This window comes from Synechococcus sp. RSCCF101, assembly GCF_008807075.1.
In the GTDB taxonomy this organism is placed as follows: Bacteria; Cyanobacteriota; Cyanobacteriia; order PCC-6307; family Cyanobiaceae; genus RSCCF101.
In genome coordinates this window covers 1,856,082-1,882,081 of sequence record NZ_CP035632.1, presented here as the reverse complement: position 1 = coordinate 1,882,081, position 26,000 = coordinate 1,856,082, and the positions used below count along the sequence as shown (strand labels likewise).

General features: G+C 61.7%; 27 protein-coding genes and 7 pseudogenes. 13 read left to right on the top strand and 21 right to left on the bottom strand.

Going from position 1 to position 26,000, the window contains the following annotated elements:
• Window positions 1-82: 82 nt before the first annotated feature.
• The gene (locus EVJ50_RS09255; RefSeq protein ID WP_150883601.1) at window positions 83-1,900 is read right to left on the bottom strand and encodes a glycosyltransferase; all 1,818 of its coding nucleotides are present in this window, start codon (window positions 1,898-1,900) and stop codon (window positions 83-85) included.
• Window positions 1,901-2,319: 419 nt separating this feature from the next.
• Between EVJ50_RS09255 and EVJ50_RS15230 the strand changes: the two genes are divergently transcribed.
• The 3 genes from EVJ50_RS15230 (at window position 2,320) to EVJ50_RS09240 (ending at window position 4,792) form a co-directional block, all read left to right on the top strand.
• On the top strand, window positions 2,320-2,937 hold the full coding sequence (locus tag EVJ50_RS15230; protein ID WP_150883600.1) for an ISAs1 family transposase: 618 nt from the start codon (window positions 2,320-2,322) through the stop codon (window positions 2,935-2,937).
• A complete protein-coding gene (locus tag EVJ50_RS15225) occupies window positions 2,892-3,461 on the top strand; it encodes an ISAs1 family transposase (RefSeq protein WP_150883599.1) in 570 nt (189 codons plus the stop codon). The genes EVJ50_RS15230 and EVJ50_RS15225 overlap by 46 nt, the downstream gene beginning before the upstream one ends.
• Before the next feature lie 219 nt (window positions 3,462-3,680).
• Window positions 3,681-4,792 (top strand): IS3 family transposase gene (locus tag EVJ50_RS09240; RefSeq protein ID WP_370455478.1). Its coding sequence is split into 2 segments (ribosomal slippage): window positions 3,681-3,942 and window positions 3,942-4,792, totalling 1,113 coding nucleotides; the frame shifts between segments, so codons are not numbered across the junction.
• Between the two features lie 48 nt (window positions 4,793-4,840).
• Here the strand turns inward: EVJ50_RS09240 and EVJ50_RS09235 are convergent.
• The 6 genes and pseudogenes from EVJ50_RS09235 to EVJ50_RS09205 all read right to left on the bottom strand — a co-directional run.
• Window positions 4,841-5,293, bottom strand: coding sequence for a hypothetical protein (locus EVJ50_RS09235; protein ID WP_150883597.1), 453 nt, complete (start codon window positions 5,291-5,293; stop codon window positions 4,841-4,843).
• Entirely contained in the window at window positions 5,294-5,758 is a 465-nt protein-coding gene (locus EVJ50_RS09230) for a DDE-type integrase/transposase/recombinase (RefSeq protein ID WP_150883596.1), read from the bottom strand. It lies immediately after the preceding gene.
• 96 nt (window positions 5,759-5,854) lie between these two features.
• A protein-coding gene (locus EVJ50_RS09225) for an IS3 family transposase (RefSeq protein ID WP_370455477.1) occupies window positions 5,855-7,446 on the bottom strand; the annotation gives its coding sequence in 2 pieces (ribosomal slippage) (window positions 5,855-6,973 and window positions 6,976-7,446; 1,590 coding nt in all).
• Between the two features lie 12 nt (window positions 7,447-7,458).
• Window positions 7,459-7,848, bottom strand: a complete 390-nt coding sequence (locus EVJ50_RS09215; protein WP_225322876.1) for a transposase — start codon at window positions 7,846-7,848, stop codon at window positions 7,459-7,461.
• A 12-nt stretch (window positions 7,849-7,860) separates the two neighbouring features.
• Window positions 7,861-8,193, bottom strand: a complete 333-nt coding sequence (locus tag EVJ50_RS09210) for a hypothetical protein (protein ID WP_191964931.1) — start codon at window positions 8,191-8,193, stop codon at window positions 7,861-7,863.
• 301 nt (window positions 8,194-8,494) lie between these two features.
• Window positions 8,495-8,740: pseudogene (locus EVJ50_RS09205) on the bottom strand (leucine zipper domain-containing protein); the annotation flags it as partial.
• A 326-nt stretch (window positions 8,741-9,066) separates the two neighbouring features.
• Here EVJ50_RS09205 and EVJ50_RS09200 point away from each other — a divergent pair.
• Both EVJ50_RS09200 and EVJ50_RS09195 read left to right on the top strand, forming a co-directional pair.
• Window positions 9,067-10,092, top strand: coding sequence for an FAD-dependent oxidoreductase (locus EVJ50_RS09200; RefSeq protein ID WP_150883594.1), 1,026 nt, complete (start codon window positions 9,067-9,069; stop codon window positions 10,090-10,092).
• Entirely contained in the window at window positions 10,089-10,862 is a 774-nt protein-coding gene (locus tag EVJ50_RS09195; RefSeq protein WP_150883593.1) for an NAD-dependent epimerase/dehydratase family protein, read from the top strand. Before EVJ50_RS09200 ends, EVJ50_RS09195 begins: the two co-directional genes overlap by 4 nt.
• A gap of 1,086 nt (window positions 10,863-11,948) precedes the next feature.
• Here EVJ50_RS09195 and EVJ50_RS09190 read toward each other — a convergent pair.
• Both EVJ50_RS09190 and EVJ50_RS09185 read right to left on the bottom strand, forming a co-directional pair.
• Window positions 11,949-12,236: pseudogene (locus EVJ50_RS09190) on the bottom strand (transposase); the annotation flags it as partial.
• On the bottom strand, window positions 12,217-12,765 hold the full coding sequence (locus EVJ50_RS09185) for an IS3 family transposase (RefSeq protein ID WP_255452552.1): 549 nt from the start codon (window positions 12,763-12,765) through the stop codon (window positions 12,217-12,219). The gene EVJ50_RS09185 and the pseudogene EVJ50_RS09190, both read right to left, overlap by 20 nt.
• Window positions 12,766-12,999: 234 nt before the next feature.
• Between EVJ50_RS09185 and istA the strand changes: the two genes are divergently transcribed.
• Entirely contained in the window at window positions 13,000-14,301 is a 1,302-nt protein-coding gene (gene istA, locus EVJ50_RS09180; protein WP_191964729.1) for an IS21 family transposase, read from the top strand.
• The gene (istB, locus tag EVJ50_RS09175) at window positions 14,298-15,137 is read left to right on the top strand and encodes an IS21-like element helper ATPase IstB (protein ID WP_150882038.1); all 840 of its coding nucleotides are present in this window, start codon (window positions 14,298-14,300) and stop codon (window positions 15,135-15,137) included. The genes istA and istB overlap by 4 nt, the downstream gene beginning before the upstream one ends.
• A 46-nt stretch (window positions 15,138-15,183) precedes the next feature.
• Here istB and EVJ50_RS15050 read toward each other — a convergent pair whose 3' ends face one another.
• The 3 genes and pseudogenes from EVJ50_RS15050 to EVJ50_RS09165 form a co-directional block, all read right to left on the bottom strand.
• Window positions 15,184-15,513 (bottom strand): IS3 family transposase, encoded by a 330-nt coding sequence (locus EVJ50_RS15050; RefSeq protein WP_225322875.1) that lies wholly within the window; start codon window positions 15,511-15,513, stop codon window positions 15,184-15,186.
• Window positions 15,514-15,648: 135 nt separating this feature from the next.
• Window positions 15,649-15,936: a transposase gene (locus tag EVJ50_RS15045; RefSeq protein ID WP_225322874.1), complete on the bottom strand. Its 288-nt coding sequence runs from the start codon at window positions 15,934-15,936 to the stop codon at window positions 15,649-15,651.
• 80 nt (window positions 15,937-16,016) lie between these two features.
• A pseudogene (locus EVJ50_RS09165) lies at window positions 16,017-17,236 on the bottom strand (IS5 family transposase); the annotation flags it as partial.
• Between the two features lie 153 nt (window positions 17,237-17,389).
• On the opposite strand from EVJ50_RS09165, the gene EVJ50_RS09160 reads away from it, so the two are divergent.
• Window positions 17,390-17,599, top strand: coding sequence for a hypothetical protein (locus tag EVJ50_RS09160; RefSeq protein ID WP_150883591.1), 210 nt, complete (start codon window positions 17,390-17,392; stop codon window positions 17,597-17,599).
• A gap of 169 nt (window positions 17,600-17,768) precedes the next feature.
• Here EVJ50_RS09160 and EVJ50_RS15375 read toward each other — a convergent pair.
• The 7 genes and pseudogenes from EVJ50_RS15375 to EVJ50_RS09135 all read right to left on the bottom strand — a co-directional run.
• Window positions 17,769-17,999: pseudogene (locus tag EVJ50_RS15375) on the bottom strand (transposase); the annotation flags it as partial.
• 74 nt (window positions 18,000-18,073) lie between these two features.
• Window positions 18,074-18,211 (bottom strand): annotated as a pseudogene (locus EVJ50_RS15370) (IS5/IS1182 family transposase); the annotation flags it as partial.
• A gap of 522 nt (window positions 18,212-18,733) precedes the next feature.
• Window positions 18,734-19,845, bottom strand: a protein-coding gene (locus EVJ50_RS09150) for an IS3 family transposase (protein ID WP_370455476.1) whose coding sequence is annotated in 2 segments (ribosomal slippage) — window positions 18,734-19,584 and window positions 19,584-19,845 — 1,113 coding nt in all. Because the reading frame shifts where the segments join, the coding sequence is not laid out codon by codon here.
• A gap of 74 nt (window positions 19,846-19,919) precedes the next feature.
• Window positions 19,920-20,174: pseudogene (locus EVJ50_RS09145) on the bottom strand (transposase); the annotation flags it as partial.
• 161 nt (window positions 20,175-20,335) lie between these two features.
• Window positions 20,336-21,577, bottom strand: coding sequence for an IS256 family transposase (locus tag EVJ50_RS09140; RefSeq protein ID WP_191964917.1), 1,242 nt, complete (start codon window positions 21,575-21,577; stop codon window positions 20,336-20,338).
• A 230-nt stretch (window positions 21,578-21,807) separates the two neighbouring features.
• Window positions 21,808-21,975, bottom strand: a complete 168-nt coding sequence (locus tag EVJ50_RS14625) for a hypothetical protein (RefSeq protein ID WP_191964728.1) — start codon at window positions 21,973-21,975, stop codon at window positions 21,808-21,810.
• Between the two features lie 63 nt (window positions 21,976-22,038).
• Window positions 22,039-22,386, bottom strand: a complete 348-nt coding sequence (locus EVJ50_RS09135; RefSeq protein WP_150883588.1) for a nucleotidyltransferase family protein — start codon at window positions 22,384-22,386, stop codon at window positions 22,039-22,041.
• 38 nt (window positions 22,387-22,424) lie between these two features.
• Here EVJ50_RS09135 and EVJ50_RS09130 point away from each other — a divergent pair.
• The 4 genes and pseudogenes from EVJ50_RS09130 (at window position 22,425) to EVJ50_RS09120 (ending at window position 24,417) form a co-directional block, all read left to right on the top strand.
• Window positions 22,425-22,841, top strand: a pseudogene (locus tag EVJ50_RS09130) (HEPN domain-containing protein).
• 84 nt (window positions 22,842-22,925) lie between these two features.
• Window positions 22,926-23,213 carry a transposase gene (locus EVJ50_RS15040; protein ID WP_225322874.1) on the top strand — a complete coding sequence of 96 codons (288 nt, stop codon included), beginning with the start codon at window positions 22,926-22,928 and terminating at the stop codon, window positions 23,211-23,213.
• 18 nt (window positions 23,214-23,231) lie between these two features.
• Window positions 23,232-24,095 carry an IS3 family transposase gene (locus EVJ50_RS09125; protein ID WP_225323187.1) on the top strand — a complete coding sequence of 288 codons (864 nt, stop codon included), beginning with the start codon at window positions 23,232-23,234 and terminating at the stop codon, window positions 24,093-24,095.
• 19 nt (window positions 24,096-24,114) lie between these two features.
• Window positions 24,115-24,417 (top strand): nucleotidyltransferase domain-containing protein, encoded by a 303-nt coding sequence (locus EVJ50_RS09120; RefSeq protein ID WP_150883587.1) that lies wholly within the window; start codon window positions 24,115-24,117, stop codon window positions 24,415-24,417.
• Between the two features lie 7 nt (window positions 24,418-24,424).
• Here the strand turns inward: EVJ50_RS09120 and EVJ50_RS09115 are convergent, their stop codons facing one another.
• Together EVJ50_RS09115 and EVJ50_RS09110 are read right to left on the bottom strand one after the other, a co-directional pair.
• On the bottom strand, window positions 24,425-24,820 hold the full coding sequence (locus tag EVJ50_RS09115) for a HEPN domain-containing protein (RefSeq protein ID WP_150883586.1): 396 nt from the start codon (window positions 24,818-24,820) through the stop codon (window positions 24,425-24,427).
• Window positions 24,817-25,179 (bottom strand): nucleotidyltransferase domain-containing protein, encoded by a 363-nt coding sequence (locus EVJ50_RS09110; protein ID WP_225322873.1) that lies wholly within the window; start codon window positions 25,177-25,179, stop codon window positions 24,817-24,819. The genes EVJ50_RS09115 and EVJ50_RS09110 overlap by 4 nt, the downstream gene beginning before the upstream one ends.
• A gap of 128 nt (window positions 25,180-25,307) precedes the next feature.
• Here EVJ50_RS09110 and EVJ50_RS09105 point away from each other — a divergent pair, with 128 nt between their 5' ends.
• Window positions 25,308-25,937: a Uma2 family endonuclease gene (locus EVJ50_RS09105; RefSeq protein WP_150883585.1), complete on the top strand. Its 630-nt coding sequence runs from the start codon at window positions 25,308-25,310 to the stop codon at window positions 25,935-25,937.
• The last annotated feature ends 63 nt before the right edge of the window (window positions 25,938-26,000 follow it).

Genomic DNA, 26,000 nt, shown 5'->3' with positions numbered 1-26,000 from the left:
CTGTTTGCCATAAGACTTTTGATGACATGATGAACTGAGCATATTCGTGAAGAGATCGTGGTCAGCGATATAAAAACTCTCATTAGCAAAAGGCGTGACCGCTACTGATTTCATCGTAAAAGTGGGCAAATGCTTTGCTATGCATAGTCTCAAACCTGCTCGAGACTGACTGGCTTGCTCCTCGCATAAGAAGTAGAATTCTATTGAGCCGTCTTACGGACTCTGATCCGTACTTGAGGATAATTCGCTCTCGAAACTCGACATCACCTCTTGATCTGACTTCAAGAAATGGATTTAGCCTTACAAGATTCACATAAGTACAAAGTGAGGCAATGCCATCGCCTTTAAAGAAGAAGTCTCTAGAGTCGTGCTGAAAAGAGCCTTCCTCGGAAATTCTTACATGTGCTCCGTAGGAAATGAGTCCACCTTGACCTAGACTTTCAATCTGCGAATGAAGTCTCGTAAAGTCGGAAAAGTCGTCGTCATCTTGATTCGCAATGTATGTGGTCGAAGCCATGGCTGCCGCCGTGTTTCTTGCATAGTATTGTCCTCGAATGGTATCGTTGACAAAGACTCTAATTGGTATGCCTCTTAAAGGAGCCAACTGGTCTAGATCCCAAGCATCCAAGAAGCGTTTAGACGAAATCTCATCCTTTAACCACATAGAGTGTGTGTGATTTCCAAAAACGGGATCGATAAAAACAAAGACCTCTTCTGGCATGCTGGATTGTGCCATGACGGATAGCAAAGAGAGAAATAAGAATCGCTCTGCACCCTCCCTGTCGGTAGAAGCTATTACAACTGAGATGTCTCCCTTTTGGGTCTGCTTGATCGATTTGCATGCAAGCCTGCGGGTCATCAGCATTGAGAAATATCTGTATAAACCGTCTTGGCCGCCTGCTAGTGCGAATTGCAAGAGATCAGAAGCCTCCTTAAGTCTGAGATCCGAAATCAGGAGATAGTCAAGTCCAGAGCAAGCTAAAAAAACCAAATGAGCTTCGCTGGATATGGCTGCAAAATGCTGACGAAGCTTCTGATAAGTTGCTAACATTGATTGGCGCCTGCCAACAAACTTCGCATAAAGGCAGATCTTTGCAAAAGCCAGTGCCTGGTCATCCCTCTTCTTAGAAGAAGGCGACAACAGGCATTGCACGCATTCCTCATACTTATCGGTAACAGAGTCGCTCACTAAGTCTCTCGTGGCTGAGCATGGCCTTCTTCTCGCTCTTCTCAAGTCAGCCAGCGTGAGGCGGGCTTTTCTGGCGGAACTCTCTGATAAGATACATCGAATCGCACGTTTCGCATTGTCTGTAGTCGAATTTGACTTGCGTTCTGTCGGCTGCTTTGCTGAAGGCAAGCTGCAGTGTGTCAACTCCAGCAAGGGTTCAGGGAGATTCAGGTAGTCGAATAAGTGTTCGCGTAAACTAGTAGCGTGTCTTGCACTCGTTGAGCGTGTAATTCGGCCTGCGACTTCCAGTAAGACGCATTGGCTTTGCCGATCGCAGCAATGAATGAGTGTGGCAATGCTCTTGCCCAAAACTTGGATTCCAGCAGGTTCGCTTTGTTCAAGAATAGAGGAAACCACATCGCAGAGTGGAGTTATCTCGACGAGGGGTTTCACAACGTAGGGCTTTACATAGAGTATGCGACTTGTAATGCGCCTGATTAACTGACTGCAAATCTCGTGGTTGCTTCTGCTGTACTTGGTTGCGGTCTTGGCAAAGATTGCGCAGCTATCCAGTAGCTCTTCCAATGCAGAAAGCACCGCATTGGCCTCGGCTGGGAAGCGAGCGAGATCATTGATCGATGAAAGCATGATAGACGGGCGAACTATAACCTCTTGATTGTTCTTGGAGATGGCACTCGAGATGGCTGCATCGGATTCCCGCGAAAAGGACATAGCGGAGAGAAGAGCAACGAACGTGTTGAGGTGTTGATCACGCAGCTATGCCGCACCGAAGAAGGAGGATGGTGGCTACACGCCGAAAGCGCTGCAGCCGGTGCGAGCAACAATCAAATACTAGCTCACCCATATAGAGTGGTCGGGATCTCGCATTGGTTGCGGTACTGTTTATGAGAACTCACCGTGCTCGCTCGTTGTGATGTCGGTATCCATTGACCTGTCCACTTTGTAGTGGGTATCTTTTCTGGACAGCCTTGGCCCATCTCATCAGTAACCTTGGAGGAGAGCAATCCGGTTCAGACTAAACCTAAACATTAATGGGACCCCTGCCTCCCAGGACTGATTCAAAGTTCGGCACAGGTTCTCTTGCCATGGCTGCGAGCATGGGCTGAGGTCAGTGGGATCGCTTCGTCTCCGTGCCCCAGATCGCCTCTGCCGCAACTGATCTCGACCTGATCAGCTACCTCCGGGCGATTCCTGATGCCCGGATGCGTCGGGGTGTTCGCATCCCGGCCTGGTACCTGCTGCTGGTGGCAGTTCTGGGAATCCTGAGCCGGTGCGAGAGCCTGCGGGATCTGGAGCGCTTTGCCCGGCGTCACCACAGCGTTCTCACCGAGTCGCTGGGGATCAACCTCCGCCGCCCGCCGTCGGATTCCGCCTTCCGATACTTCTTCCTGCAGGTGGATGTCACGGCCGTCTGCGAGGCCATCCGCGACTGGACGATCGCTCAGATCCCTGATGGTGCAGCCGATCTCGATCAGCTGGTCTGTGACGGCAAGACGTTGCGGGGCTCGATCGAGCCCACCGCTGGCGGTGGTTCGGCCTTCATTGCTCAGGTGACGCTCTACTCCGCGGCCCTGGGCGTGGCAATCGCGCAGACCTGCGCCGCCACAGGCGAGGACCACGAGCGGGCTGTGCTGCGGAGGCTGCTTGGAGAGCTCGATCTCGGTGGTGTGCTGGTTCAAGCGGATGCGCTGCACACGCAGAAATCGTTTTTCGGCAGCTCAAGGAGCAGGGAGCCGACTTCCTCCTGACGGTCAAAGCCAACCAGCGAACGCTGGATCGTCAGATCCGCAGTCAATTCCAGGGAAAGCGCCGGATCCCCTTCACGGCAACGGATCACGAGCTTGGCCACGGCCGTGACATCACCTGGAATTTGCGGGCGAAAGAGGCACCCGCTCACATCAAGGCGGACTGGCCCGGCAGTGCCTGGATCGTGGAAGTGCAGGCCAGCGGCTCCCGCCAGGGCAAGCCGTTTCAGGCCACCCACCGGTTCATCACCAGTCTGCGCACCACTCCAAAAGCCCTGCTGCAACTGGTCCGTGATCGCTGGAGCCTGGAAAGCTGGCACTGGATCCGCGATACCCAGCTCAGAGAAGACAACCACCGCTACGGGGGCAATGGCGCAGGCGTGATGGCCACGCTGCGCACCGCAGCACTCAACCTCCTGCGACTGGCTGGATTTCACTCCGTCCGCGAGGGTCTGCAGGCCGTGATGCACGACATCACCGCGCTGCTGGCGATGGTCAGGAGGCCACCGGGAGCAGCGATGCCATGAGACTTTGAATCAGCCCTGGTGCCGCTCCACACCGATCAGGTCGTCTGTACGGGCAGCGACATGGAGCGCATCGACCATGACCTTGGCCGCCTCATCCGGCGGCAGGGCCGTCAGGAGCTGTCGCCACAGCTGGCGCCAGGTCTCTTGACGTGGACCCCGGAAACCGGTCCAGGGTGAATGAGAGTCCTCAACCGGCCAGACTGGGCCGGGGACTTCACCATGAAACGAATCCGACACACGCCCGAGCAGATCATCCGCAAGCTCAAGACTGCAGAGCAGCTGATCGCCCAGGGCAAGACCGTCAACGAGGTCTGCCGAGTGATCGAGGTGACGCAGCCGACCTACCACCGCTGGCGGCAGCAGTTCGGGGGGATGCAGGCCGAGGAGGCCAAACGGCTGACCCAGTTGGAGAAGGAGAACGCCCGACTCAAGAAGCTGCTGGCGGAAGCCGAGCTGGAGAAGGCGATGCTCAAGGATCTCGCCGAGGGAAACTTTTGAGCCCGGAACGCAGGCGCAGGGCGGTACTCGTCCTGCAGCAGCGTTACCGGGCATCGGAGCGGTTCACCTGCCGGGTTGTGGGTCAGAACCGCAGCACCCAACGCCATCACGGCACGGTCCCTGGGGCCGAGGAGACCAAGCTGCGGCGCCGGCTGAGGGAGATCGCTGCCGACCACATCCGCTGGGGCCGGCGAATGGCCCACCGCGTGCTCAGACGCGAGGGCTGGAGCGTGAATCACAAACGGGTGCAACGGATCTGGCGGGAGGAGGGTCTCCAGCGGCCTACCCCCCGAAAGCAGAAGCGGGCACGGCCAGCGGACGGCTCAGTGCGGCGCCACAGGGCCGAGCATCCCCACCAGGTGTGGGCCATGGACTTTCAGTTCGACGCCACGGCCGATGGCCGGCGGCTCAAGTTTCTGAACGTGATCGATGAGCACAGCCGCCTCTGCCTGGCCATCCGAGTGGGCAGGCGTTGCAAGGCCAGGGACGTGGTGGCCGTGCTGGAGGAACTCACCAGCCTCTACCCGGCACCGGCGTTCATCCGGTGCGACAACGGCCCTGAATTCATCGCCCACGCCTTACGGCGTTGGTGCAGGACCAGCGGCACGACAACGGCCACGATCGAGCCAGGTTCCCCGTGGCAGAACGGCTTTGCCGAGTCGTTCAACGGGAGATTCAGGGATGAGTTCCTCAACACCGAGCTGTTCACCACAGCCCCAGAAGCTCAGATCCTGGCCGACCGCTGGCGCTGGGAGTACAACTCCCTCAGGCCGCATTCGGCCCTCCAGGGGCGTACGCCCCTGGAGGCAGCTCAACAAGGAGCTGCTGCATGACCATGACCAACCACTCTCATAAGGCCTGGACCGATAAAGGGGGTCACGTCACTCTGAGGGCAGGATGTCGGCCTGCAGCTGGACGCGTAGCAGCGCCCGGGGCTTACGCCGCAGGCTCTCGATCACATGGCGGAAGTCGATCCGGCGCCGCGCCTTCTGCCCTTTGTGGGGATGCAGCCGCGGCAGCGTCTCCACGAACTGGCTGCGCAGGAACAGATCCAGCCGGTCGTGGCGCAGATGCACCGTCAGCTGCTGACCGATCAGCCGTGAGGGGACGCTGTAGGTGACCGAACGGACCTCGATCGTGCTGGTGCTCCGCACCTGCGCCACCACAGGGTCGTAGTCGGCAAAGCGCTCCACCGGCAGGGGCCGCAGGTGCAGCCGCTCGATCTCCAGCTTCTGCAGCACGCTCGGCCGGTTGTTGAGGTCGGCGCTGACCTGCAACACCAGCTGGCGATACTCGGCCTCGGTGGCGAAATCCCTGCTGCAGCGCTGGATCAACTACTGCTCCAGTCGGTGTTTCCAGTGCCGATGCGGGCCCTCGATCGCGCCGTTTTCGTGGGCGACCCCACGGTTGTTGCGGGTGCCGATCACACCCGGGTGGGCGCAGAGCTCCCGGTAGCGACTGGTGTAGGCACCCGCATAGCTGCCGTCACGGTTGCGGAAGCAGGCGCTGAGGCTGTCGGTGCGGTGCTCCGCTGGCACCCCGCCGCAGAGAGCCAGGGCGTTCTGCAGCGCCTCGGCCAGAGCGACAAAGCTTTCGCCGCCGTGGATCACCTCCACATGGCACCAGCCGGAGAACGGCAGGCGGAAGTGGAACAGACGGTGCTCCAGAACCTCCCCGGCCACGGTGATCGGCTCCCCCTTGAGCAGGGTGAAATCGGAGATTCCCAGCACACCGGCCCGGTGCTCCTGCAGGAACATCACCTCCTGCGCCGGACCGTGCAGGGCCCGCCACTGCTCCACACGCCGCTGCAGGGTCCGCTTGCGCCGGTACCACTCCTGGCCGGGGAAGGTCCGCTCCGGTGACTTTCAGGAAAGTTGTCACTCCTGGGCTGCTCTTCAGGCGGCCTGACCCAATGGTATGGCCAGTGCCCTCTGCGGCTCTTCTGGTGGCTTGTTGATCCACACCACCGCTGGCTGACGCCAGCAGCGGGTGGATCGGCTCCATCGACGCGGGTGCTTCTGCCGGGCCTTCTCGTAGACATCGGCACGACGCCGGCAGAGTTCGGCCGCATCCCCGCTGTGGCGCTGGTCCGGCGTCACGAACTTGATGCCGCTGTGGCGGTGCTGGTGGTTGTACCAATCCACGAACGACGCCACCCACTCGCAGGCCTCTGCCTTGCTGGTGAATGGCCTTTTCGGGTAGTCAGGACGGTATTTGACGGTTCGGAACAGGGATTCCGAGTAGGGATTGTCGTTCGACACCCGGGGCCGGGAGAACGAACGCAGCACCCCCAGCTCTTCCAACCGGGCCTCGAGGGTGGCGGCCCGCATGGCGTTGCCGTTGTCGGCGTGGAGAACCAGCGGTTGGCGGCAGCCTCTGCTGATCCGCTCCCGCAGGCAGGCCCGACCCACCAGGTCAGCGGCGATCTGCGCGTCTTCTCGTTCGGCGACATCCCAGGCCACCACCTTGCGGCTCCAGACGTCGATCACCAGATAGAGGTACAGCCACACACCCCGCACCGTGGTGGGCAGATAGGTGATGTCCCACGACCACACAGCATTGGGGCGATCCGCTCGCAGCCGTGGCACAGGCCGTGGCTCCTGTGGTGGTCGTGCACGGCCCCGGCGATGGGCCTGACCATGCGCGTGCAGCACCCGGTACAAGCTGGACTCGGAGCCGATGAACAGGTCCTGATCGGCCAGTGCGGGCACGATCTGTCCCGGCGGCAGCGAGGCGTACTCCGGTTGGTTGCAGGTGAGCAGGATCCGCTGGCGTTCTTCCTCGCTCAGGCGGTGGGCGACATGGCGAGGGCTGCCTCTACGGCGGTCTTCTCCGTCCCCATCACCCAGAAAGGCCTTCCGCCAGCGCTTGAGGGTGCGCAGGGAAATGCCGATCTCCCCGCAGGCAGCGCTGAGGGTGGCTCCGCTGGCCTTGGCCTCACCGATCAACGCGATCGCCTTTTGCCGATGCGCGGCACTCGTCAGCCTTCCGCGTCCTCCGAGCAGAAGGCCTCCCACTTTTTTCGCAGCACCAGCAGTGCTGCTGCCTCCGCCAGGGCCTTCTCCTTGCGCTGCAGCTCCTTCTTGAGGGCCTTGATCTCTCGCTGGTCCCGGGCGCGGAGCCTCTCCAGATCCTTCTGCTCGGCCCTCGTCAGCACTGGCGCGGCGTTGGCATCGGTGGCGGCCTGACGCCAGCGGCTCACCTGCTCAGGGAACAGCCCCCGCTCACGGCAGTAGGCACCGAGCTCGGTGTCGTTGAGGCCAGCGGTCTCCAGCACCACCGTGAACTTGTCGGCAGCGCTCCAGCCTTCTGGCTCCCTCTCGGATGCGGGCACCACCTCTCCCTGCAGACGCCAGGCCTTTCTCCAGTTGTAGAGGGTCACCACGTGGATGCCCAGCTCCTCGGAAATCCGAGCCACGCTCTGTCGCTCGGGCGGGCTCATTCGTCTCTTGACATCAGCCTTGACGGCCTCGCTGTAACGACGCATTGAACTGCTCCATCAAGCCCCCGGGTGTGCGATTGAGAGGGGTGACAACTTTCCTGAAAGCGGGGGCAGCACTGGCGCGGCGTTGGCATCGGTGGCGGCCTGACGCCAGCGGCTCACCTGCTCAGGGAACAGCCCCCGCTCACGGCAGTAGGCACCGAGCTCGGTGTCGTTGAGGCCAGCGGTCTCCAGCACCACCGTGAACTTGTCGGCAGCGCTCCAGCCTTCTGGCTCCCTCTCGGATGCGGGCACCACCTCTCCCTGCAGACGCCAGGCCTTTCTCCAGTTGTAGAGGGTCACCACGTGGATGCCCAGCTCCTCGGAAATCCGAGCCACGCTCTGTCGCTCGGGCGGGCTCATTCGTCTCTTGACATCAGCCTTGACGGCCTCGCTGTAACGACGCATTGAACTGCTCCATCAAGCCCCCGGGTGTGCGATTGAGAGGGGTGACAACTTTCCTGAAAGCGGGGGCTCCAGATGCAGCAGCAGTGTGTGGGGTTCCAGCTGCGGTGCCTTCTGGAGCATGGGCACCAGCACGGTCTCCCACACGTCCGCCAGGGGATCGGCCCGGGTACGCCAGTGCCTGGCCCGCCGCTGCCGTTGTCCCTCGGGCTGGAGCTCACCCCGATCGATCCGCTGCGCACTGCGCAGCGAGATGCCCACCGCATCGGCCGCCACCTGCTGGCTCAGCCCATCGGCCCGTTTGGCCATGTACCGCTCCTTGATCCGCAACGACAGAGGGGCGGGCATCGCGGGGCTCCAGACCAGCAGCGGAGCCCTGTTGTCGCGTCCTGAGACCCGCCGATGTAGTTGCGCGGTCCCGCCTATCTAATCGTCGCCGGACAGGCCCACCTTCCGGAAAGCGGGCCAGGGACTTGATATCGACGTGGATCAGGTCACCCGGTCGCTCCCACTCGTAGCGCTGCACCGGCGGCCTGGCCTCCAGGTTGCGGAGTCGCCCCAGGCCGAGCCGGCTGAGGGTTCGGGCAACGGTGGAGAAGGGAGCCGCCAGCAGCCGGGCGATGTGGCGCAGATGCAGCCGCTGGCGGCGGAGAGCCACGGCCTTCTGCAGTTGCTGCGGATCGAGCGTCCGGCGCTGGTGGCGCCGAACACTCCGCCGATCCGCAAGTGCCGCTGGACCGCCTGCGCGGAAGCGCGCCAGCCACTTGTAGGCGCAGCGGAGGCTGATCCCAGCGTCAGGAGCGAGTTCCGGCAGTGACCGGCCCTGGTCGAGGTGCTGGCAGATCAGTCGCAGACGACCCCGCTGAGTCAGGCGGGCATTCGGATGGCTATGCATGGAGGCGTGAGGTCTGGGTTGGTGGGTCGCACCTCAACCCGTAGCGGCCTCACACCTCATTGACCACTGAACAACCTGCTGAGACAGAACAACTAGCTCCTATCTCGGCCGCAATTTCAGCAGCCTCCTATCCGCGAAGAAGTGGCGGCTGACCCAGCTGTAAAAGGAGAACACTCGATTCACAAAGCTACTGGTCGACGGCCAATTCGACTTGGCAGCCACCATAGCCATTTTCGCTCTCTGCAGTTCAGTGGTAGCATCCTGAGCAAAACAGTCAATTTTCCCTAATTCGCCCCCCTGCGCTGGTCAGCCAGCTGATTATCTTCATGAGGTTTGCAGTCATTGGAGCTGGCTTCTACGGCCTGCACATTGCTACCCGCCTGAAAGCCCTTGGGCTGGAGATCAGGGTATTTGAGAAGTCTGACGACATACTCACATTTGCCTCAGGCAACAATCAGTTCCGACTTCACCTTGGCTTCCATTACGCTCGCAACTTCCGCACTAGACAGCAATCGAGAGATGGGTTTTTTCGTTTTCTGGAACGATATCAACAACTCACTGAGCCAATCCCCGAAAACTATTACCTTGTTCCAAAGGGTGATTCGCTGATAGACTTCTCAACGTACAAGCTTATTATGATGTCCTCAGGCTTAGACTTCGTGGAGAAGGAGCATCCAGTCGAGATCAGCTATCCTTGCGGGTCCGTGGTAACCGCAGAGAGAGTGCTGATGATCGATCGCGCTCGGCAGCATTTCTATCAACATCTGCCCGACACCATTGAGCTCGGCGTGGAGGCCACTGTGAGCATGGACGATGACCGCGTGAGAGTAAACGGTGAATCATTTGATTACTGCATCGACTGTACGTGGGGACACCTCATGCCAGACAAGAATTTTTTCTTTGAGAGCACGATACTTCTTTACTACAGAAAAAAAGAGGCTGGCAGCCTGGCTCGTGCTTACACATTCGTTGACGGTCCTCTTTGCTCGTTATACCCCACCGAGAAACCGGGGATCTTCACTCTAAGCAGCGTTCCTTACACCCCCATTGCCCAGCATGGCACCAGCGATGAGGCTTTGCATGCCATTGCCACCCTCAGTAGCCACGACATCAATCTCAAGCGGCTCTTGATGGAAAAACAGATAATGAGATACTATCCTGGTTTTCTTGACGATTACGAATATCTCGATCCCCAACTGTGCGTAAAGACCAAGCCCTTTGGTCATGATGATGACCGTAGCTGTTACGTCAAAAGGTATGGTCGGCTGATCAAGTGCCTCTCTGGCAAAGTTGATAATATATTCTATGCTGCAGCCGAAGTGATGGCTTTGATCGAGGACGAAACCGAATGAAATCTCTCATCATCGGTCACCGCGGCTTTGTGGGCAGTAATCTCGCTCGCCAGTTGCCTCAAGCTACTGGCGTCGGCCGACGGGAGATAGGGGCACTCGCAGGCCAATGCTTCGACGACATCTATTGTGCCGCGCCGCAAGCGAAAAAATGGTGGGCCAATCAGAACCCCGAGCAGGACAGACAGGAGGTGGAGAATCTGATCGAGGCCTGCAGGGACCTTGCCTGTACTGGCTTCTTTGTTCTGTTCAGTACAGTGGATGTTTATGATCCGCCATCAGCGGTGGATGAAAACAGCCCACCGTCCAAAGATAGCCACCCCTACGGTCGGCATAGATCCATGTTGGAGCAAACTGTGATAGATACATTTGGGAACCAGTCACGCATTATCCGCTTGCCGGCATTAGTTGGCCATGGCTTGAAGAAGAATATCATCTACGACCTACTCAACAACAATAACTTAGATCAAATCAATCCAAACTCGGCTTTTCAGTGGTTTAACTTGGACCATCTTGCCGCAGTCCTTGATCAAGCGAAGCTGCTGAGCCATGGTCGGATTCTGAATGTTGTAAGCGAGCCCGTGGCCACCTCCACCATCTTGAGTACGTGGTTTGCCGACATCAATGAGCGTCTGAATTGGCAATTGCCCAAGACAGGTTACAACGTAAAGACGATTCACGGACCTCAAGGAAGCCAATATCTGTACTCGGCTGATGATGCACTGAAGCTTCATCTCAAGCCTTTCATCGAAGCGCAGAGGTCACACCTATGAGCCCATCTACTACAGAGCTGCCTTATAGCTTCTCAATGATAAACCTTGTGAGGCTAATGCCTGAGTGGACATGGGCGGGATTTGATAGGGTGATGGCACAGGCTCGAACCACACGGGTTGAGCTCGTTCCTACTATGGTTCTAGGCAGGGATTGGGATCAACATATAGAGCTACACTCTGGTGCAGTACAGCATTCCTTGAGTCACCTAATGCAGCGCAGTACTGTGGAAACAGTACAGTCTCTCACCTACGGATTAGAGATCAACCTAGCAGATGACCTAATCAATCAACCTTCGCTCCTCACGCGGATGCTAGGACTCAGGGCCTTGGGTAAGACGACAGGGTGCTCAGTTTTTATTCTCGGTAGTCCTGGGCAAAAGAAACGGCTAAATTCAGCCCTTACTGATCTCGAGCTAAAGCAACGTTTCACTGCCAATTGCGGCTGGATGGCAACCATCCTTGGCCCCGAGAATACTCTTTCTCTAGAGCACAACACAAGCGATCAGGGAGCTGAATTTTGTAACACCCTGTCAGATATTTTGGATGTCGTGAAGGCCCTCAGGGCTGATGGCATAGCCAATGTGGGATTGAATCTCGACACAAAATGTCTCATCCACGAATTCGGAGCCAACGTGCAAGTTGGCGATCTCCTGGCTGCCGAGCCTGAGCTGGCGGGACTGACTACATCGATCCAAGTGAGTCTAGACTTTCTGACACGTGACACTCCCCATTGTGGGTCAGATCATTGTCAGATTATTGACTTTGCCCGGTCCCAAGTTGTTCCCCTCAGTCTCGAGGAGTTTGGACTGCAAGAGAGCGAGTTGGCTCCATTCGTTGAGACCTGGCGTTCTCGGCTGTAAGCTTGGCGCCGCCTCGCCCTCGGGGATGTTATTGGCCCCTCTCAATCACACCACCGGGGACTTGTCATATCTTTCCAATGCGTCTTTGTAGGGCTTCCTGAAAAGCCCACACGCCAAGCAAGAGCGCAGTGGACGGTCGCCAGTTCTGCTGCACGGCTGTTCATCAGGCCGGCACCGCGTTGTAATCAGAGGCCGCAGAGTTGCTTCCATCAACGACCTCTGTCCCCAGGAGAACCTGTAGCCAAAGCATGACAAGGGCAAAAAGAAGCTCCAGCAGCTTCTCCAGGTTCATCACCAGCACATTGATCGCAATCGCTGAACCCTGCGTCGCTGCCAGCTTCTCCCGGATCAGTGCGAGGCCAAAGCGGCGTTTGCCCTGGCCGAATTTGCCCTCCACGGCGTTGCGCTGCCGCTGGTCTACGGCGAATTGCTGTCTCTCGGCTGCCACCAGATCAGGATCATTCTTGGGCCTTCCAAGGTGAGGTGGGTGCCTTTTATTGGACAGCCTTAGCCCCTGACATCGTTAACCCCGGACGGGAGGAACTGGGTTCGGTCTCAGTGTAGACCTGATTGGGAGTTCTGCCTCCCATGGCACTGTGGGGTCTCACATTGCAGTACCTCCACAGGAAGCGGGCCAGGCTGACTTCTGCTTCCCAGCCATCGCTGTAAGCATGCAGGTAGACCTCCTCATGCTTGAGCGTCCTCCAGAGTCGCTCGACCAGGATGTTGTCGTAGCAGCGCTTCCTGCCGGACCAGCTGATCCTGATTCCCTCCTTCTGCAGCCTGGCGACGAACTCAGCAGAGGTGAACTGGCAGCCCTGATCGGAATGGAAGATCTCTGGCTTTCGCCCATCGGAGAGGGCCATCTCCAAGGCATCCAGGCAGAACTCCGTGTCAAGGCTGTTGGAGAGCCTCCAGCTGAGGACATGCCTTGAGTGGAGATCCATGATCGCCACCAGATAGAGAAAGCCCTTCTGCAGTGGGATGTAGGTGATATCGGTAGCCCAGACCTGGTCCACGGTGTGGATCTCATCGATGTCCACCAGGCAGGGGAATCGCTCCGATGGCTCGCCTGGAATCGTGGTTCGAGGTGTCAGCCGACAGGAGGAAAGTCACCAGATCCGACACGAAAAGGTCCTCACTCGGAACCGGTGACTCCGCCATCCATCCCTGCCCCCAGGCTCACGCCAGCCGAACGGATGCCTGGTTCGGCGGCCCCCATCACTGCTGCTGCCAGGAGCACTACAGCCAGGGCAGACCGCCGAGGCGAGGGCGCGATGGAAACACCCCAGGAGGTGGAGCGGATGCTGCAGCTCCATGCCCGCGGCCTCAGCCAGCGAACGATCGCCCATGAACTGGGCTGCTGTCCGCGGACCGTTCGCCGCTATCTGCGCCAGGGCGGCTGGCAGCCCTACGGCCAGCCCCGGCGCAGCCGGCGCCTCGATGAGCAGATCGCCTGGCTGCGCGAGCAGTTTGAGCAGCATCGCGGCAATGCCGAGGTGCTCCGCCAGGAACTGCTGCGGCAGAAGGGCATTGATGTGTCCCAGCGCACGGTGGAACGGGCCGTGGCGGCCTGGCGCCGCGAGCTGCGGATCCGTCAGCTGGCCACCGTGCGCTACGAGACGCCACCCGGCCGGCAGCTCCAGGCCGACTTTGGCCAGTGCGCCGTGAGCATTGGTGGGGAGCGCCGTCGGGTGCACCTGTGCGTGCTCACGCTCGGCTACTCGCGCCGTCTGGTGGTGCGGCCGTACGGCCATGAGCGGCAGGCGAACTGGCTGCAGGCGATGGAGGAGGCCTTCCGACACTGGGGCGGCATTCCCGAGCAGGTGCTGGTGGACAACGCCCGCGCCCTGGTCCGCCGGCACGATCCCGCCAGCGGTGAGCTGGTGTTTCATCCCACCTTCCTCGCCTTTGCCGAGCACTGGGGGTTCACGCCCCGTGCCTGCCGCCCCTACCGGCCTCGCACCAAGGGCAAGGACGAGCGAGGGGTGCGCTACGTCAAGGGCAGCGGTCTGGCCGGACACACCTTCCGCAGCTGGGGTGCCATGGAGGCCCATCTGGCCTGGTGGATGCGCGAGGTGGCGGATGTCCGTCGTCACGGCACCACCGGAGAACGGCCCCTGGAGCGGTTCCAGCGGGACGAGGCCAGTGCCCTGAGGCCGCTGTGCGGCAAGCCCTCGTTCCTGGCTGAGCGGGAACAGAAGCGAGTGGTGGCCAAGGACTGCTGCATTCAGCTGGAGGGGAACTGGTATTCCGCTCCCCAGCAGCTGATCGGCCAGCGGATCACGGCGCAGGTCCGCCATCAGACGGTGCGATTGCTGCACCGGGGCCGGATCGTGGCGGAGCACCCACTCCAGAGCGCGAACCACCGCTGCCGTCAGGTGATCAGAAGCCACTGGCAGGGCCTGCTGCCGGCCGAGCAGCTGCAGCAGGCACGCGCTTCCCTGCAGCCAGCCATCCCCGACAGGTGTCAGGCGACACCCGCTGTTGGTCCTCCGGCGACACGAGCGGTGCGCACCTCCAGCCTGGCCCGATCCCTGAGCGACTACGCCGCCGTGCTGACGGAGGTGGAGGCATGAACCGCAGCCGCACCACCACCGCACCGCTGGAGAGACCGGCGGAACTGGCCGCCCTGGTGGCTGACCTGGAGGCGATGCTCACCCGCCTGCGGCTCACCGCCATCCGCGACCGCCTCGACAACCTGCGGGAGGCCCTGGCCTGGCTGTGTGGTGCCGAGGTGAGCCGCAAGGACCAGAGCCGGTTCGAGATGGCCATGCGCCTGGCCCGTTTCCCATGCGTCCGGACGCTGGGGGGATTCGAATTCGAGGCCCAGCCCTCGATCGATCCCGCCCAGATCCGGGAGCTGGCCACCTGCCGCTGGATCGCCAACGGCGACAACCTGGTCCTGCTCGGCCCACCCGGGGTGGGGAAGACCCCTCTGGAGGTGGCGCTGGGACGGGAGGCGATCCGTCTGGGCCACAGCGTGCTGTTCTGTTCCGCCGCCGAGCTGATCGGCAGCCTGGCGCGGGCCCAGCAGCAGGGCGAACTGGCGCGGCAGCTCACGTACTACGGCAAGCCGAGGCTGCTGATCATCGACGAGCTGGGCTATCTGCCCCTGGAGCACGACGCCGCTTACCTGTTCTTCCAGCTGATCTCCCGCCGCTATGAGCAGGGCAGCGTGCTGATCAGCTCCAATCGGGCGGTCACGGAGTGGGGAGAGGTGTTCGGTGATCAGGTGGTCGCCACCGCGATCCTCGATCGCTTGCTGCACCACAGCCATGTGCTGACGATCCGGGGCGACAGCTACCGGCTCAGGGAAAAGCGCCGATCGGGCCTGATCCGCTCACCGCAGGCCACCGCCCCCAGCTCCGGAGCCAACAGCAGTGCTTCCCCATCCCCAGAAGAGAAGTCCTGAGGGCGGAACCGTCACCCCACCTGGGGCAACCGACTCTCAGGACCAGTCACCAGTCACCAGCCAACGACCAACACCGATGAGCACAACGAACGACCGCTGCACAGCAGCCATCAGCACCAAGCAGACAACAGACCATCAGCCCACGGAAGGGTCGCTGACCGCCGCATCCAGTGAGGACTTTTTCGTGTCGGCAGTGAGGACTTTCCGCATGTCGGTTGACACGAGGTCTCTGGTAGATCGCCCGTAAACCCATGCGGCGCATGAGGTTTCGCACGCGGTCACGGCTGATCGGGATCCCTTCCCTGGCCAGGTAGGCCACGATCCGTCGGCTGCCGCTGCAGGGATCCTCCAGGTAGAGGGCATCAATCCTGGCCATGATCCGTAGCGTCGACTGCCGCACCGGTGTTGGTCGGTAGTAGAGCGTGGATCGTGGGAGACCCAGGAGGGCACACTGCCGGCTGATGCTGAGCTGGCTGTGGTCGTGATCGACCAGGCTGCGGAGTTCATGGCCTCACAGGAGCTGAGACTTTTTTTTGAGCCACTCCAGCTCCATCTGAAGGCGGCCGATCTGCTGGAACAGCTCCGCCTCCCTGGCCTGACCGTCCTCCTTGTCCTTGCTCTTCTTGCCCCTGGTAAACAGGTCGCTCGCTCCATCCAGGAGCTGCTTCTTCCACTGGCTCACCTGGATCGGGTGAATCGCGTGGTCGGCGGCGATCTCCTGGATCGTTTTGCGGCCGCTGATCGCCTCCATGGCGACCTTTGCCTTGAACTCAGGGCTGTGGGTTCGGCGCTTGCTCATTGGTGGGAGCCCCTTCTCAGGGGCGGTGCCCCGCCTCAGAGGTTAACGATGGGACCTGTCCAGAAAAACCAGACCACCTCAAGGCGGGGGCCACTCAGTCGAATGTCATGACGCCGGCAGAAGGCACGATTCGCCCTGGTTCGATAGATCTGATCGGCACAGATAACTTCTGGATAATGACCATATCGGCGCCGGTAAGCTCTGGCTTGACCCTTGAGATCTTCTCCTTCGTTGTAGGGGGAATAACTGAGCCGATCCAGGAACGCAAATCCAGTGCCAGTCAGCGAGATTGAGATCTTCGCTCCGAATTCCACATTGCTCCTGGCTTTGCCTCGAACGATTGGTCTGATGTGAGATTGAACCAGGCTGACGATGCGATCGGGGATGCTGCGACTGCCGGAGTGATGGAGAATCTTCTGCTGCCGGACCAGCTCACTGGCCACCAGCAGCTTGCGGTACCTGTGGCGGCCTGCGGCCAGAAGGCACCCGCCGCAGGCGATCAGGGCATCGATGCTGGCCAGATTGCGCTCCAGGTGACCCAGTTGCTGCCCAATGGCCTTGCGGATTGTGCTGATGCGGGGTCGCTTCTTCCGGGCCACCGCCAGGAACTGCTGTCTGGCTTTCTTGCGGTGAGTGCGTGGCTTGCCGCCAAAGCAGTACCTGACCTGCGGGTGCATCGCATCAATCAGCCGCTCGGTGACTTCCCTGGCTTCATTGAGCAGAGACAGATCGGTTGGGTAACGGATGTCGGCCGGGACGCAGGTGGCGTCAATCAGAAGCGTGCCCTGGTTCTGTGATGGCGTGTCTGGCTGGGGCGGCCGTTCGCCCCCGCTGACAGACCCACCACCGCGGCCAGGATCCTCGTCATCACTGGAAGCCGCAGCTTGGATGACATTCAATCCATGTCGCACGATCCGCTCGTTGCAGTCGTTCACCACCGACTCCGGTAATCGCTTGCGGAAATGGACCAGCATCGATGGATCGAATGGAGCAGAGTACTGATAGGCCTCCAGACCAAGGAAAAACTGGAGATAAGGATTCTCCTTGACTTGCTCGACCAGCTCTTCATCGGTGAGTCCCATGCGCGCCTTGATGATCAGAGCTCCAAGCGCCATGCGGAAGGGCTTGGCGGGTGCTCCAAAGCCCTTGCAGAACTGGGCGGCATAGTCGTCCTCAAGCTCATCCCAGGGAATCAGCTCAGCGAGCTTGATCCAGCGATTATCTCCAGAGAGCTCTTGCCGCCGAATGGCAGGAAGAAATCCTCAAACGAGAGCTGATGACGATGCTCACGTCGGTACATGTGGAAAACTCTGGGCAGCTTTTCGGCCGGAATGCGCCGAATTGCCAGCATTTTACTGCGACAAGCTCCTCGGACTCGTTGCAGCGCAGCGGGTCTGGTCTTTCTCCGGAAGCCCTTTGTAGCGAGCCAGTCACTCCAGATGTGAGCAGGCGAATGAGCCCGCCCGCGCGGCAGAGCGTGGTGCGAAACTGTATGCAGCTGTGCATCCACGTGGTGACCCTCTACGACTGGATGAAGGCCTGGCGTTTACAGGTACAGGTGGTGCCCGAATCCGCAAGGGAGCGAGAAGGCTGGGGCGCTGGCGACAAGTTCATCATGGTGATTGAGACCGCTGGCCACAAAGAAACAGAGCTCGCTACCTAGGAGGCTGCTGAAATAGCCTCCAATTCCAGCCTCGCCATTCCGGTTTGTTCTGACCGGACCTTCGGCTGCGCTAATCGGCAGTGTTGTCCTGCAAAGCAGGCGGGGTCTCCTGGCCTCTGCACGGTGGTGCGGGCGCCTGATCTGCCCTTCTCGGTTTGCTGTACCCGTTTCATGTCAGCGCCCCCCTCGGGCTGAGCAGGTTGGCCAGACGGATCAGGTTGTAGGCCGCCACATGCAGCCGGAATACTGCGCCGACCCTGGAGCGGCCTCTGGCCTTGAGCTGCCGCAGCCCCGCAGCCTGTTTGATCCAGCCAAACACCTGCTCGATCCGCTTCCTGGCGTTGATCGATTGGCCGTAGCCCGTATGGCGGACGGTTCGCCCGCGATTGCGGAGCGGCGACGCGGGCCGCTGTTCTGGGCGACATGCGGTGTGACGCCGGCAAAACGGACACCTGCCACAAAATCCCTGGTGTCATAACCCTTGTCCGCGGCGAGAGTCTTCTGGTGAGTACCCGGCAGAGCCTGTGCCATCCGCAGCGCAGCGGTTCGTTCCCCATGGCCATCCGCCCGGGTCACTTCACTGGCGACCACCAGGCCATGGCGGTTCTCCATCAGGCAATGACCCAGATAGCTGAGAAACGCTCCAGTGCCGCTGGATTTGCGGAACAGCCGCGCATCGGCGTCACTGCCGGATCGATGGGTCCGGTTGGAGAGCAGCAGCCCCCTGAAATCACCTCTGGTCCGTTTGCGGCCTTTCGCGGGAGCCCCACCAAATCCATGGCCACCACTGGGCGGTGGTGGACCGTCACCGTCATCCACTCCGTCCAGACGCTCGAGAGAGCTGTGGGATGCCCAGGCCCGCAGCAGGGTGCCATCGACCGAGAAGTGCTCGGAACTCAGCAGCGGCTTGACCTCGGGTGAGGCCAGCAGGAGTTCGAGGAACCGGGCCATGAGGTCCTCATTGAGCAACCGATCCCGGTTCTTGGTGTAGACGAAGTCGGCCGGAGGCCATAGGTGGTCGGATGCCAGACGGGATCGTCTGGATTGAGGCCGACGAACCACCTGAACAGCAGGTTGTAGTCCTGACGTGACCCCCTTTATCGGTCCAAGCCTTATGAGAGTGGGTGGTCATGGTCATGCGGCAGCTCCCTGTTGAACTGCCTCCAGGGGCGTACGCCCCTGGAGAGCCGAATGCGGCCTGAGTGAGTTGTACTCCCAGCGCCAACGATCGGCCAGGATCTGAGCCTCTGGGGCTGTGGTGAATAGCTCAGTGTTGAGGAATTCATCCCTGAACCGTCCGTTGAACGACTCGGCAAAGCCGTTCTGCCACGGAGATCCCGGTTCGATGGTCGAGGTGGTGGTTCCGCTGCCCTGGCACCAGCGCCGCAGCGCGTGGGCGATGAATTCGGGGCCGTTGTCGCACCGGATGAACGCCGGCGCCGGGTAGAGGCTGGTGAGCTCCTCCAGCACGGCCACCACGTCCCTGGCCTTGCAGCGCCTGCCCACCCGGATGGCCAGGCAGAGGCGGCTGTGCTCATCGATCACGTTCAGGAACTTGAGCCGCCGGCCATCGGCCGTGGCATCGAACTGAAAGTCCATCGCCCACACCTGATGGGGATACTCGGCCTGATGGCGGCGCACCGACCCGTCCGCGGGCCGTGCCCGTTTCTGCTTTCGGGGAGTGGGCCGCTGCAGACCTTCCTCCCGCCAGATCCGTTGCACCCGCTTGTGATTCACGCTCCAGCCCTCGCGCCGCAGCACGCGGTGGGCCATCCGCCGGCCCCAGCGGATGTGCTCAGCGGCGATCTCCCTCAGCCGGCGCCTGAGCTTGGCCTCCTCGGCCCCAGGGACCGTCCCGCCATGGCGTTGGGTGCTGCGGTGCTGACCCACAACCCGGCAGGCGAACCGCTCAGATGCCCGGTAACGCTGCTGCAGGACGAGGACCGCCCTGCGCCTGCGTTCCGGGCTCAGAAGTTTCCCTCGGCAAGATCTTTCAGCATCGCCTTCTCCAGCTCCGCTTCCGCCAAGAGCTTCTTGAGTCGGGCGTTCTCCTTCTCCAGCTGGGTCAGGCGTTTGGCTTCCTCGGCCTGCATGCCGCCGAACTGCTGACGCCAGCGGTGGTAGGTCGGCTGCGTCACCTCGATCACGCGGCAGACCTCGGTGACGGTCTTGCCCTGGGCGATCAGCTGCTCGGCCGTTTTGAGCTTGCGGATGATCTGCTCTGGAGTGTGACGGATTCGTTTCATGGTGAAGTCCCCGGCCCAATCTGGCCGGTTGAGGACTCTCATTCACCCTGGACCGATTTCCGGGTTCCACGTCAGTCTAGCTGCTCGATCAACATCCGATCCGAGCGGATGCCATAGATCGCCTGCAACAACAGGGCCAGTAGCAGCTGTTCCGGTGGGATGCAGGGACGACCACCCTCGGGATAGAGCTTGCAGAAGGTGGGATTCAGCCGGTCAAGGGCGTGATCCGCAAGCCGCCGGACCTGCCGCAGGGGATGCGACGCCGGAATCCGATCCTCGGTGGAGACATAGGAGAACAGAGGGCCGGTCCGCTCCTGCTGTCCGCGCATTCGCCTGGTGCCGTTGGCTCATTTTCCCGCGGCTGGCAGGGTTTTTCAGCAGCCTCCTAGGAGTCTGTTGCGCGTTGGGCTCAGGCCAGCTCGCCTTGAATGGTCGCGTCCCTTGGAGTGGTGTAAATCCCGAGGCCTGTGATCTGATCGGAGATCAGTGATCAGGCAGCTGCAGCGAGTGCAGCTGTTGCCCGATCTTGGACCGGTTCGCTGGTGTTGTCCAGCTTGGCCATCGACTGTTCAGAGAACACGCGACGGCCATCGAGCTGCCACTCCTCCTGCTGCTCCAGCAACAGTGCTCCCACCAGTCGGATGATCGCGGCGTCGTTCGGGAAGATGCCGACGACGCGGGTGCGGCGCTTGATCTCCTTGTTCAGCCGCTCGAGCGGATTGGTGCTCCAGATCTTGCGCCAGTGCTCCGGCGGGAAGGCCCGGAACGCGAGGACGTCTTCCTTGGCCTGCTCCATCAGCGCCGCAGCAGCGGGGAATTTCTCGGTGAGCATCGTCGTTACCTGCTCCCACTGCTGCCCTGCGGCCCGGGCCTCGGGCTGAACGAACACCGAGCGCAGGGCGGCAGCCACCATGTCCTGGCTTCCCTTGGGCACCTTGGCCAATAGGTTGCGGGCAAAGTGGACGCGGCAGCGCTGCCAGCTGCAGCCCTGGCAGCACCGGGCGATGGCCTTCTTGAGGCCGGCGTGGGCGTCGCTGATCACCAGTTGCACGCCTGAGAGCCCGCGCTCGCGCAGGCGGCGCAGGAAGGCGGTCCAGAACGTCTCATCCTCGCTGTCGCCCACCTCGATCCCCAGCACCTCGCGCTGGCCGTTGCCGGTGATGCCGACCGCCACGATCACGGCTCTGGAGATCACCTGCCTGCGGGCCGGATCCCGGCCGTGAAGGTAGGTGGCATCGAGGTAGACGTACGGGTAGCGGCTGAACTCCAGAGGGCGCTGCAGGAAGGCCTGCACCTGGGTGTCGAGGCCCTGGCAGATGCGGCTGACCTCCGATTTGGAGACGCCGCTCTCACAGCCCAGCGCCACCACCAGCTCATCGACCTTGCGCGTCGAGACGCCCGAGACGTAGGCCTCCATCACCACGGCCCAGAGGGCCCGATCCACGCGGCGGCGGGGTTCCAGCAGGGAGGGGAAGAAGCTGCCTGTGCGAAAGCGTGGGATGCGCAGCTGGATGTCGCCGGCTGGCGTTGCCAGAAGCCGGTCACGGCTGCCATTGCGATGGCCCCGACGCTCAGCTGTGCGCTGATGGCGATCGGCGCCAAGGGCAGCAGCGGCCTCGGCCTCGATCAGGGCCTGCAGTCCCTGGCGCACCAGTTCAGGGATCAGGTCACCGGCGCTGCCGCTGCCAAGCAGCTGGGCCAGCTCGCTGGCGGCAGAATCAGAAATGGGTATGGTCTGGTCTCAGGACGGTGGTAGTGCTCCGACCAGGGTCACAGACCAGCCCACCCATTCCCCCGCAGGGGATCTGAGGACGAGACCGTCAGCACCGGCTACGCCGGTGCTGCTCCTCAGGATTTACACCACTTGGTGGGACGCCCCCCCGCCACCGACCTCAACGCTGCCCCTGTGTCTCCCGAGCTGCGGATCGAACTGCAGCAGATCTGGACGGTCTGACCTGAGTCTCAGGTCTGCTCTGGGCGCGATGGGGAGCCTTGCGTCTGGGCGATGGCGGGCAGCCAGGTGTCAAACGCGGCGAAATCCTCCTGCACGGCACTCCAGACCGGCGTCAGCTCATGAATCAGGCCACGGATCGGCTCGGGCCGCAGTTCATCGGAGTACAGGTTGCGCACCAGATGCCGGAAGCACGGCCGGGCGGGCGTCGTTCGCGCAGGCCATGCGTTGCAGCAGGAGCTTCAGAGGGGCTGGCTGGTGCGCAGCAGACGGGCACGGAGATCGTCGCTGAGGTCTTCGCCGCGCTTCAGGTCCACAGGCAGATCACCGGCCTGCTCGGCAAGGCTCACCGCGTCCAACAGCGCCTCCGGTGGTAACCCATCCACCAGCAGGTCGAGATCGGAGTGGTCGCGGAACCCATCCCCCAGCACCGACCCGAAGCAGTGCACGGCTCGCACGGTTGGCCATTGCCTCCGCAGGGCCTTGGCCGCTGCCTGAGCCTGCTTCAGGCCGTTCTGGCGGCGTTCCTCCAGCAGCCTCCGGTCCTCCTCGAGGCGTTGCTCCCAGTAGCGCTGCGCGTGAACGGGCATGAGTTCATTGTGCGGTGGCAGTCGCAAGCGGCGGCAGGATGGAACCCATGAACCGGGCTCCTGACTGGATGCACCAGGCCCTCGCCGACCTGGATCAGGCCTCGCTCAGCGCGGGAGCGGGTCATCACGAATGGGCGTGCTTCGCCAGTCACCAGGCTGTGTAGAAGGCCCTCAAGGCCCTGCATCTGCACCACGGTCAGCAGGTCTGGGGCCATGGTCTCGGGCGTTCCTTCCGAGATCTCCCGGATGGTGTCCGTGGCTCCCTGGCTGCTGCGGTGGTCGACCTGGAAGACCGGTTGAAGGTGCTTGACGCGCTGTACATCCCCACGCGCTATCCAGATAGCCTCCCGGACGGTGCGCCAACCGATCATTTCGGTCGTCTGCAAAGCGACGACGCCATGAACCATGCCCGTGCGCTTGTTGACGCAATCGCTGATGCGCTGGCCCGGCCCTGAGCATGAGGTGGTCTGGTTTTTCTGGACAGGTCCCATCGTTAACCTCTGAGGCGGGGCACCGCCCCTGAGAAGGGGCTCCCACCAATGAGCAAGCGCCGAACCCACAGCCCTGAGTTCAAGGCAAAGGTCGCCATGGAGGCGATCAGCGGCCGCAAAACGATCCAGGAGATCGCCGCCGACCACGCGATTCACCCGATCCAGGTGAGCCAGTGGAAGAAGCAGCTCCTGGATGGAGCGAGCGACCTGTTTACCAGGGGCAAGAAGAGCAAGGACAAGGAGGACGGTCAGGCCAGGGAGGCGGAGCTGTTCCAGCAGATCGGCCGCCTTCAGATGGAGCTGGAGTGGCTCAAAAAAAAGTCTCAGCTCCTGTGAGGCCATGAACTCCGCAGCCTGGTCGATCACGACCACAGCCAGCTCAGCATCAGCCGGCAGTGTGCCCTCCTGGGTCTCCCACGATCCACGCTCTACTACCGACCAACACCGGTGCGGCAGTCGACGCTACGGATCATGGCCAGGATTGATGCCCTCTACCTGGAGGATCCCTGCAGCGGCAGCCGACGGATCGTGGCCTACCTGGCCAGGGAAGGGATCCCGATCAGCCGTGACCGCGTGCGAAACCTCATGCGCCGCATGGGTTTACGGGCGATCTACCAGAGACCTCGAACCACGATTCCAGGCGAGCCATCGGAGCGATTCCCCTGCCTGGTGGACATCGATGAGATCCACACCGTGGACCAGGTCTGGGCTACCGATATCACCTACATCCCACTGCAGAAGGGCTTTCTCTATCTGGTGGCGATCATGGATCTCCACTCAAGGCATGTCCTCAGCTGGAGGCTCTCCAACAGCCTTGACACGGAGTTCTGCCTGGATGCCTTGGAGATGGCCCTCTCCGATGGGCGAAAGCCAGAGATCTTCCATTCCGATCAGGGCTGCCAGTTCACCTCTGCTGAGTTCGTCGCCAGGCTGCAGAAGGAGGGAATCAGGATCAGCTGGTCCGGCAGGAAGCGCTGCTACGACAACATCCTGGTCGAGCGACTCTGGAGGACGCTCAAGTATGAGGAGGTCTACCTGCATGCTTACAGCGATGGCTGGGAAGCAGAAGTCAGCCTGGCCCGCTTCCTGTGGAGGTACTGCAATGTGAGACCCCACAGTGCCATGGGAGGCAGAACTCCCAATCAGGTCTACACTGAGACCGAACCCAGTTCCTCCCGTCCGGGGTTAACGATGTCAGGGGCTAAGGCTGTCCAATAAAAGGCACCCACCTCAGCAGGTGCTCGAGGCGGTGCGGCTCTGGTCGGCAGAGCGGAAGCGAGAGGTTGCGTCGCTGCAGAAGGTTGGGGTGTTCGGGAGTTATGGGCGCGGCACGGCCTCAGTGGGCAGTGACCTGGATCTGCTGCTTCTGGATGCAGCGGCAGAGGGCCCCCAGCACCAGCGCCTGCGCCAATGGCCGCTGGAGCGCCTGCCGCTCAGCTGCGACGCGCTTGTGCTCACGCCGGACGAGCTGACCGCCCTGCTGTCCAGCGGCAACCGCATGGCGTCCGAGCTGAAGCGCGATCTGCGCTGGCTGGCTTGAAGCTGGATCAGCTCCCAGCATCCGCGTCGCTGACGATGGTGATCACCGATCGGGCGGTTCCGATGGCTTCGCGGGTCTCGTCCAGATCAAACAGCTCGGAGGGAGGTGTGCTCTCCTGCGGGTAGCGCGAGCTGATCGCCATCCGGCTCAACCGTTGCAGCGGCAGGGCTGCGAAGGGGGTCACGTCCAGCCCGGCGTCCTGGAGGCGATGCACCAGGTCGCCCAGCACATGGGTGTGAGGGGGCTCCAGGCCGAGCTCCAGCAACGCTCCCTTGAGGGCCTTCTCGGCGGCCTGCGAAGCGAAGAAGCAGGCCTGGGCCAGAAAGCCATGCGCTTTCGCCAGTTCGGCCAGAGCCAGGTCGTTCTCCGCTTGCCGCAGCCAGGCCTCAGGTCGGGCGTTCATCCGCTTGCCCCGAGCAGGAGCACGGCGTCCCGGGCGACGGCCTGCCAGATCGCCGATGGGCTGGCCGGCAGCGCCTGCCACCGCTCTCGGGTCATGGCCAGCACGTCCTGCGCCAGACCGGCCTCCAGGATCACATCGGCCCACCACTGCGCTGTGGCCTCGCGTTCGGCCACCACGATCAGATCCGTGTCGGACCATCCATCCCAGTCGCCACGGGCGCGTGATCCGAACAGCCAGATGGCCTCCGGTGGCTCGGAGGCCATGGTTCGGACTTGAACCAGGGCGTGCAGTTGATCCCGAAGATGCCTCAGCCAGAGGGTGTGGCGGCGTTCTCGCAGCGCGGCGAAGCGGCTGGTCACAACGGCTCCGCGGAAGGCCTTCAGAGTCTGAACGCCGGAGGGAGGGGTCGCACCGGCTCGCGTGTCACCGTCTGCGATGGCGTGTCGCAGCAGTCGCTCTACGCTGACAACTCGTGAGCCCACCGGTCATGACGCTTGCACCAGCAGCGTCCGAGGACGTCCTGGCCCCACTTCGGCTGCCGCCGGACCTGCGGCTCAGCGTGGAGCAGTTCGCCGCGGTGTGTCAGGCGAATCCCGATGCGGTACTGGAACTGGGCGCCGATGGCCACCTCATTCACATGACGCCCACCGGTGCTGAAACCGGATCCAGAAACCAGGCGCTGGGCGCACTGCTCTGGCTTGAGGTTCGCAACAAAGGTTTGCCTCTCAAGTTGTTCGACAGCTCCACTGGCTTCCGCCTCCCCGATGGATCGGTGCTGAGCCCTGACGCGGCCCTGGTGCGGCTGGAGCGCTGGCAAGCCCTCACTTCTTTGGAGCGGCGAGGCTTTGCGCCCCTCTGCCCTGATCTGGTGGTGGAGTTGGCCAGCGCCAGCGATGAAGGCCCCCGTGGGCTGACGGCTCTGCGCCGGAAGATGGCCAGATATCAGGCCAATGGTGCTGAGCTCGGCTGGCTGCTCATCCCCGACGAGCAGGCGGTGGAAGTGTGGCCCGCCGCTGGCAGCGGCGAGCCCAGGCGCGTCGATGCCGCCACCGACATCAACGCCGCCCCTGTGTCTCCCGAGCTGCGGATTGAACTGCAGGAGATCTGGACGGTCTGACCTGAGCGTCACACTCCACGGCCCTCCAGGGTGCGCACTAGATGCCGGGGCAGGATGGAACCC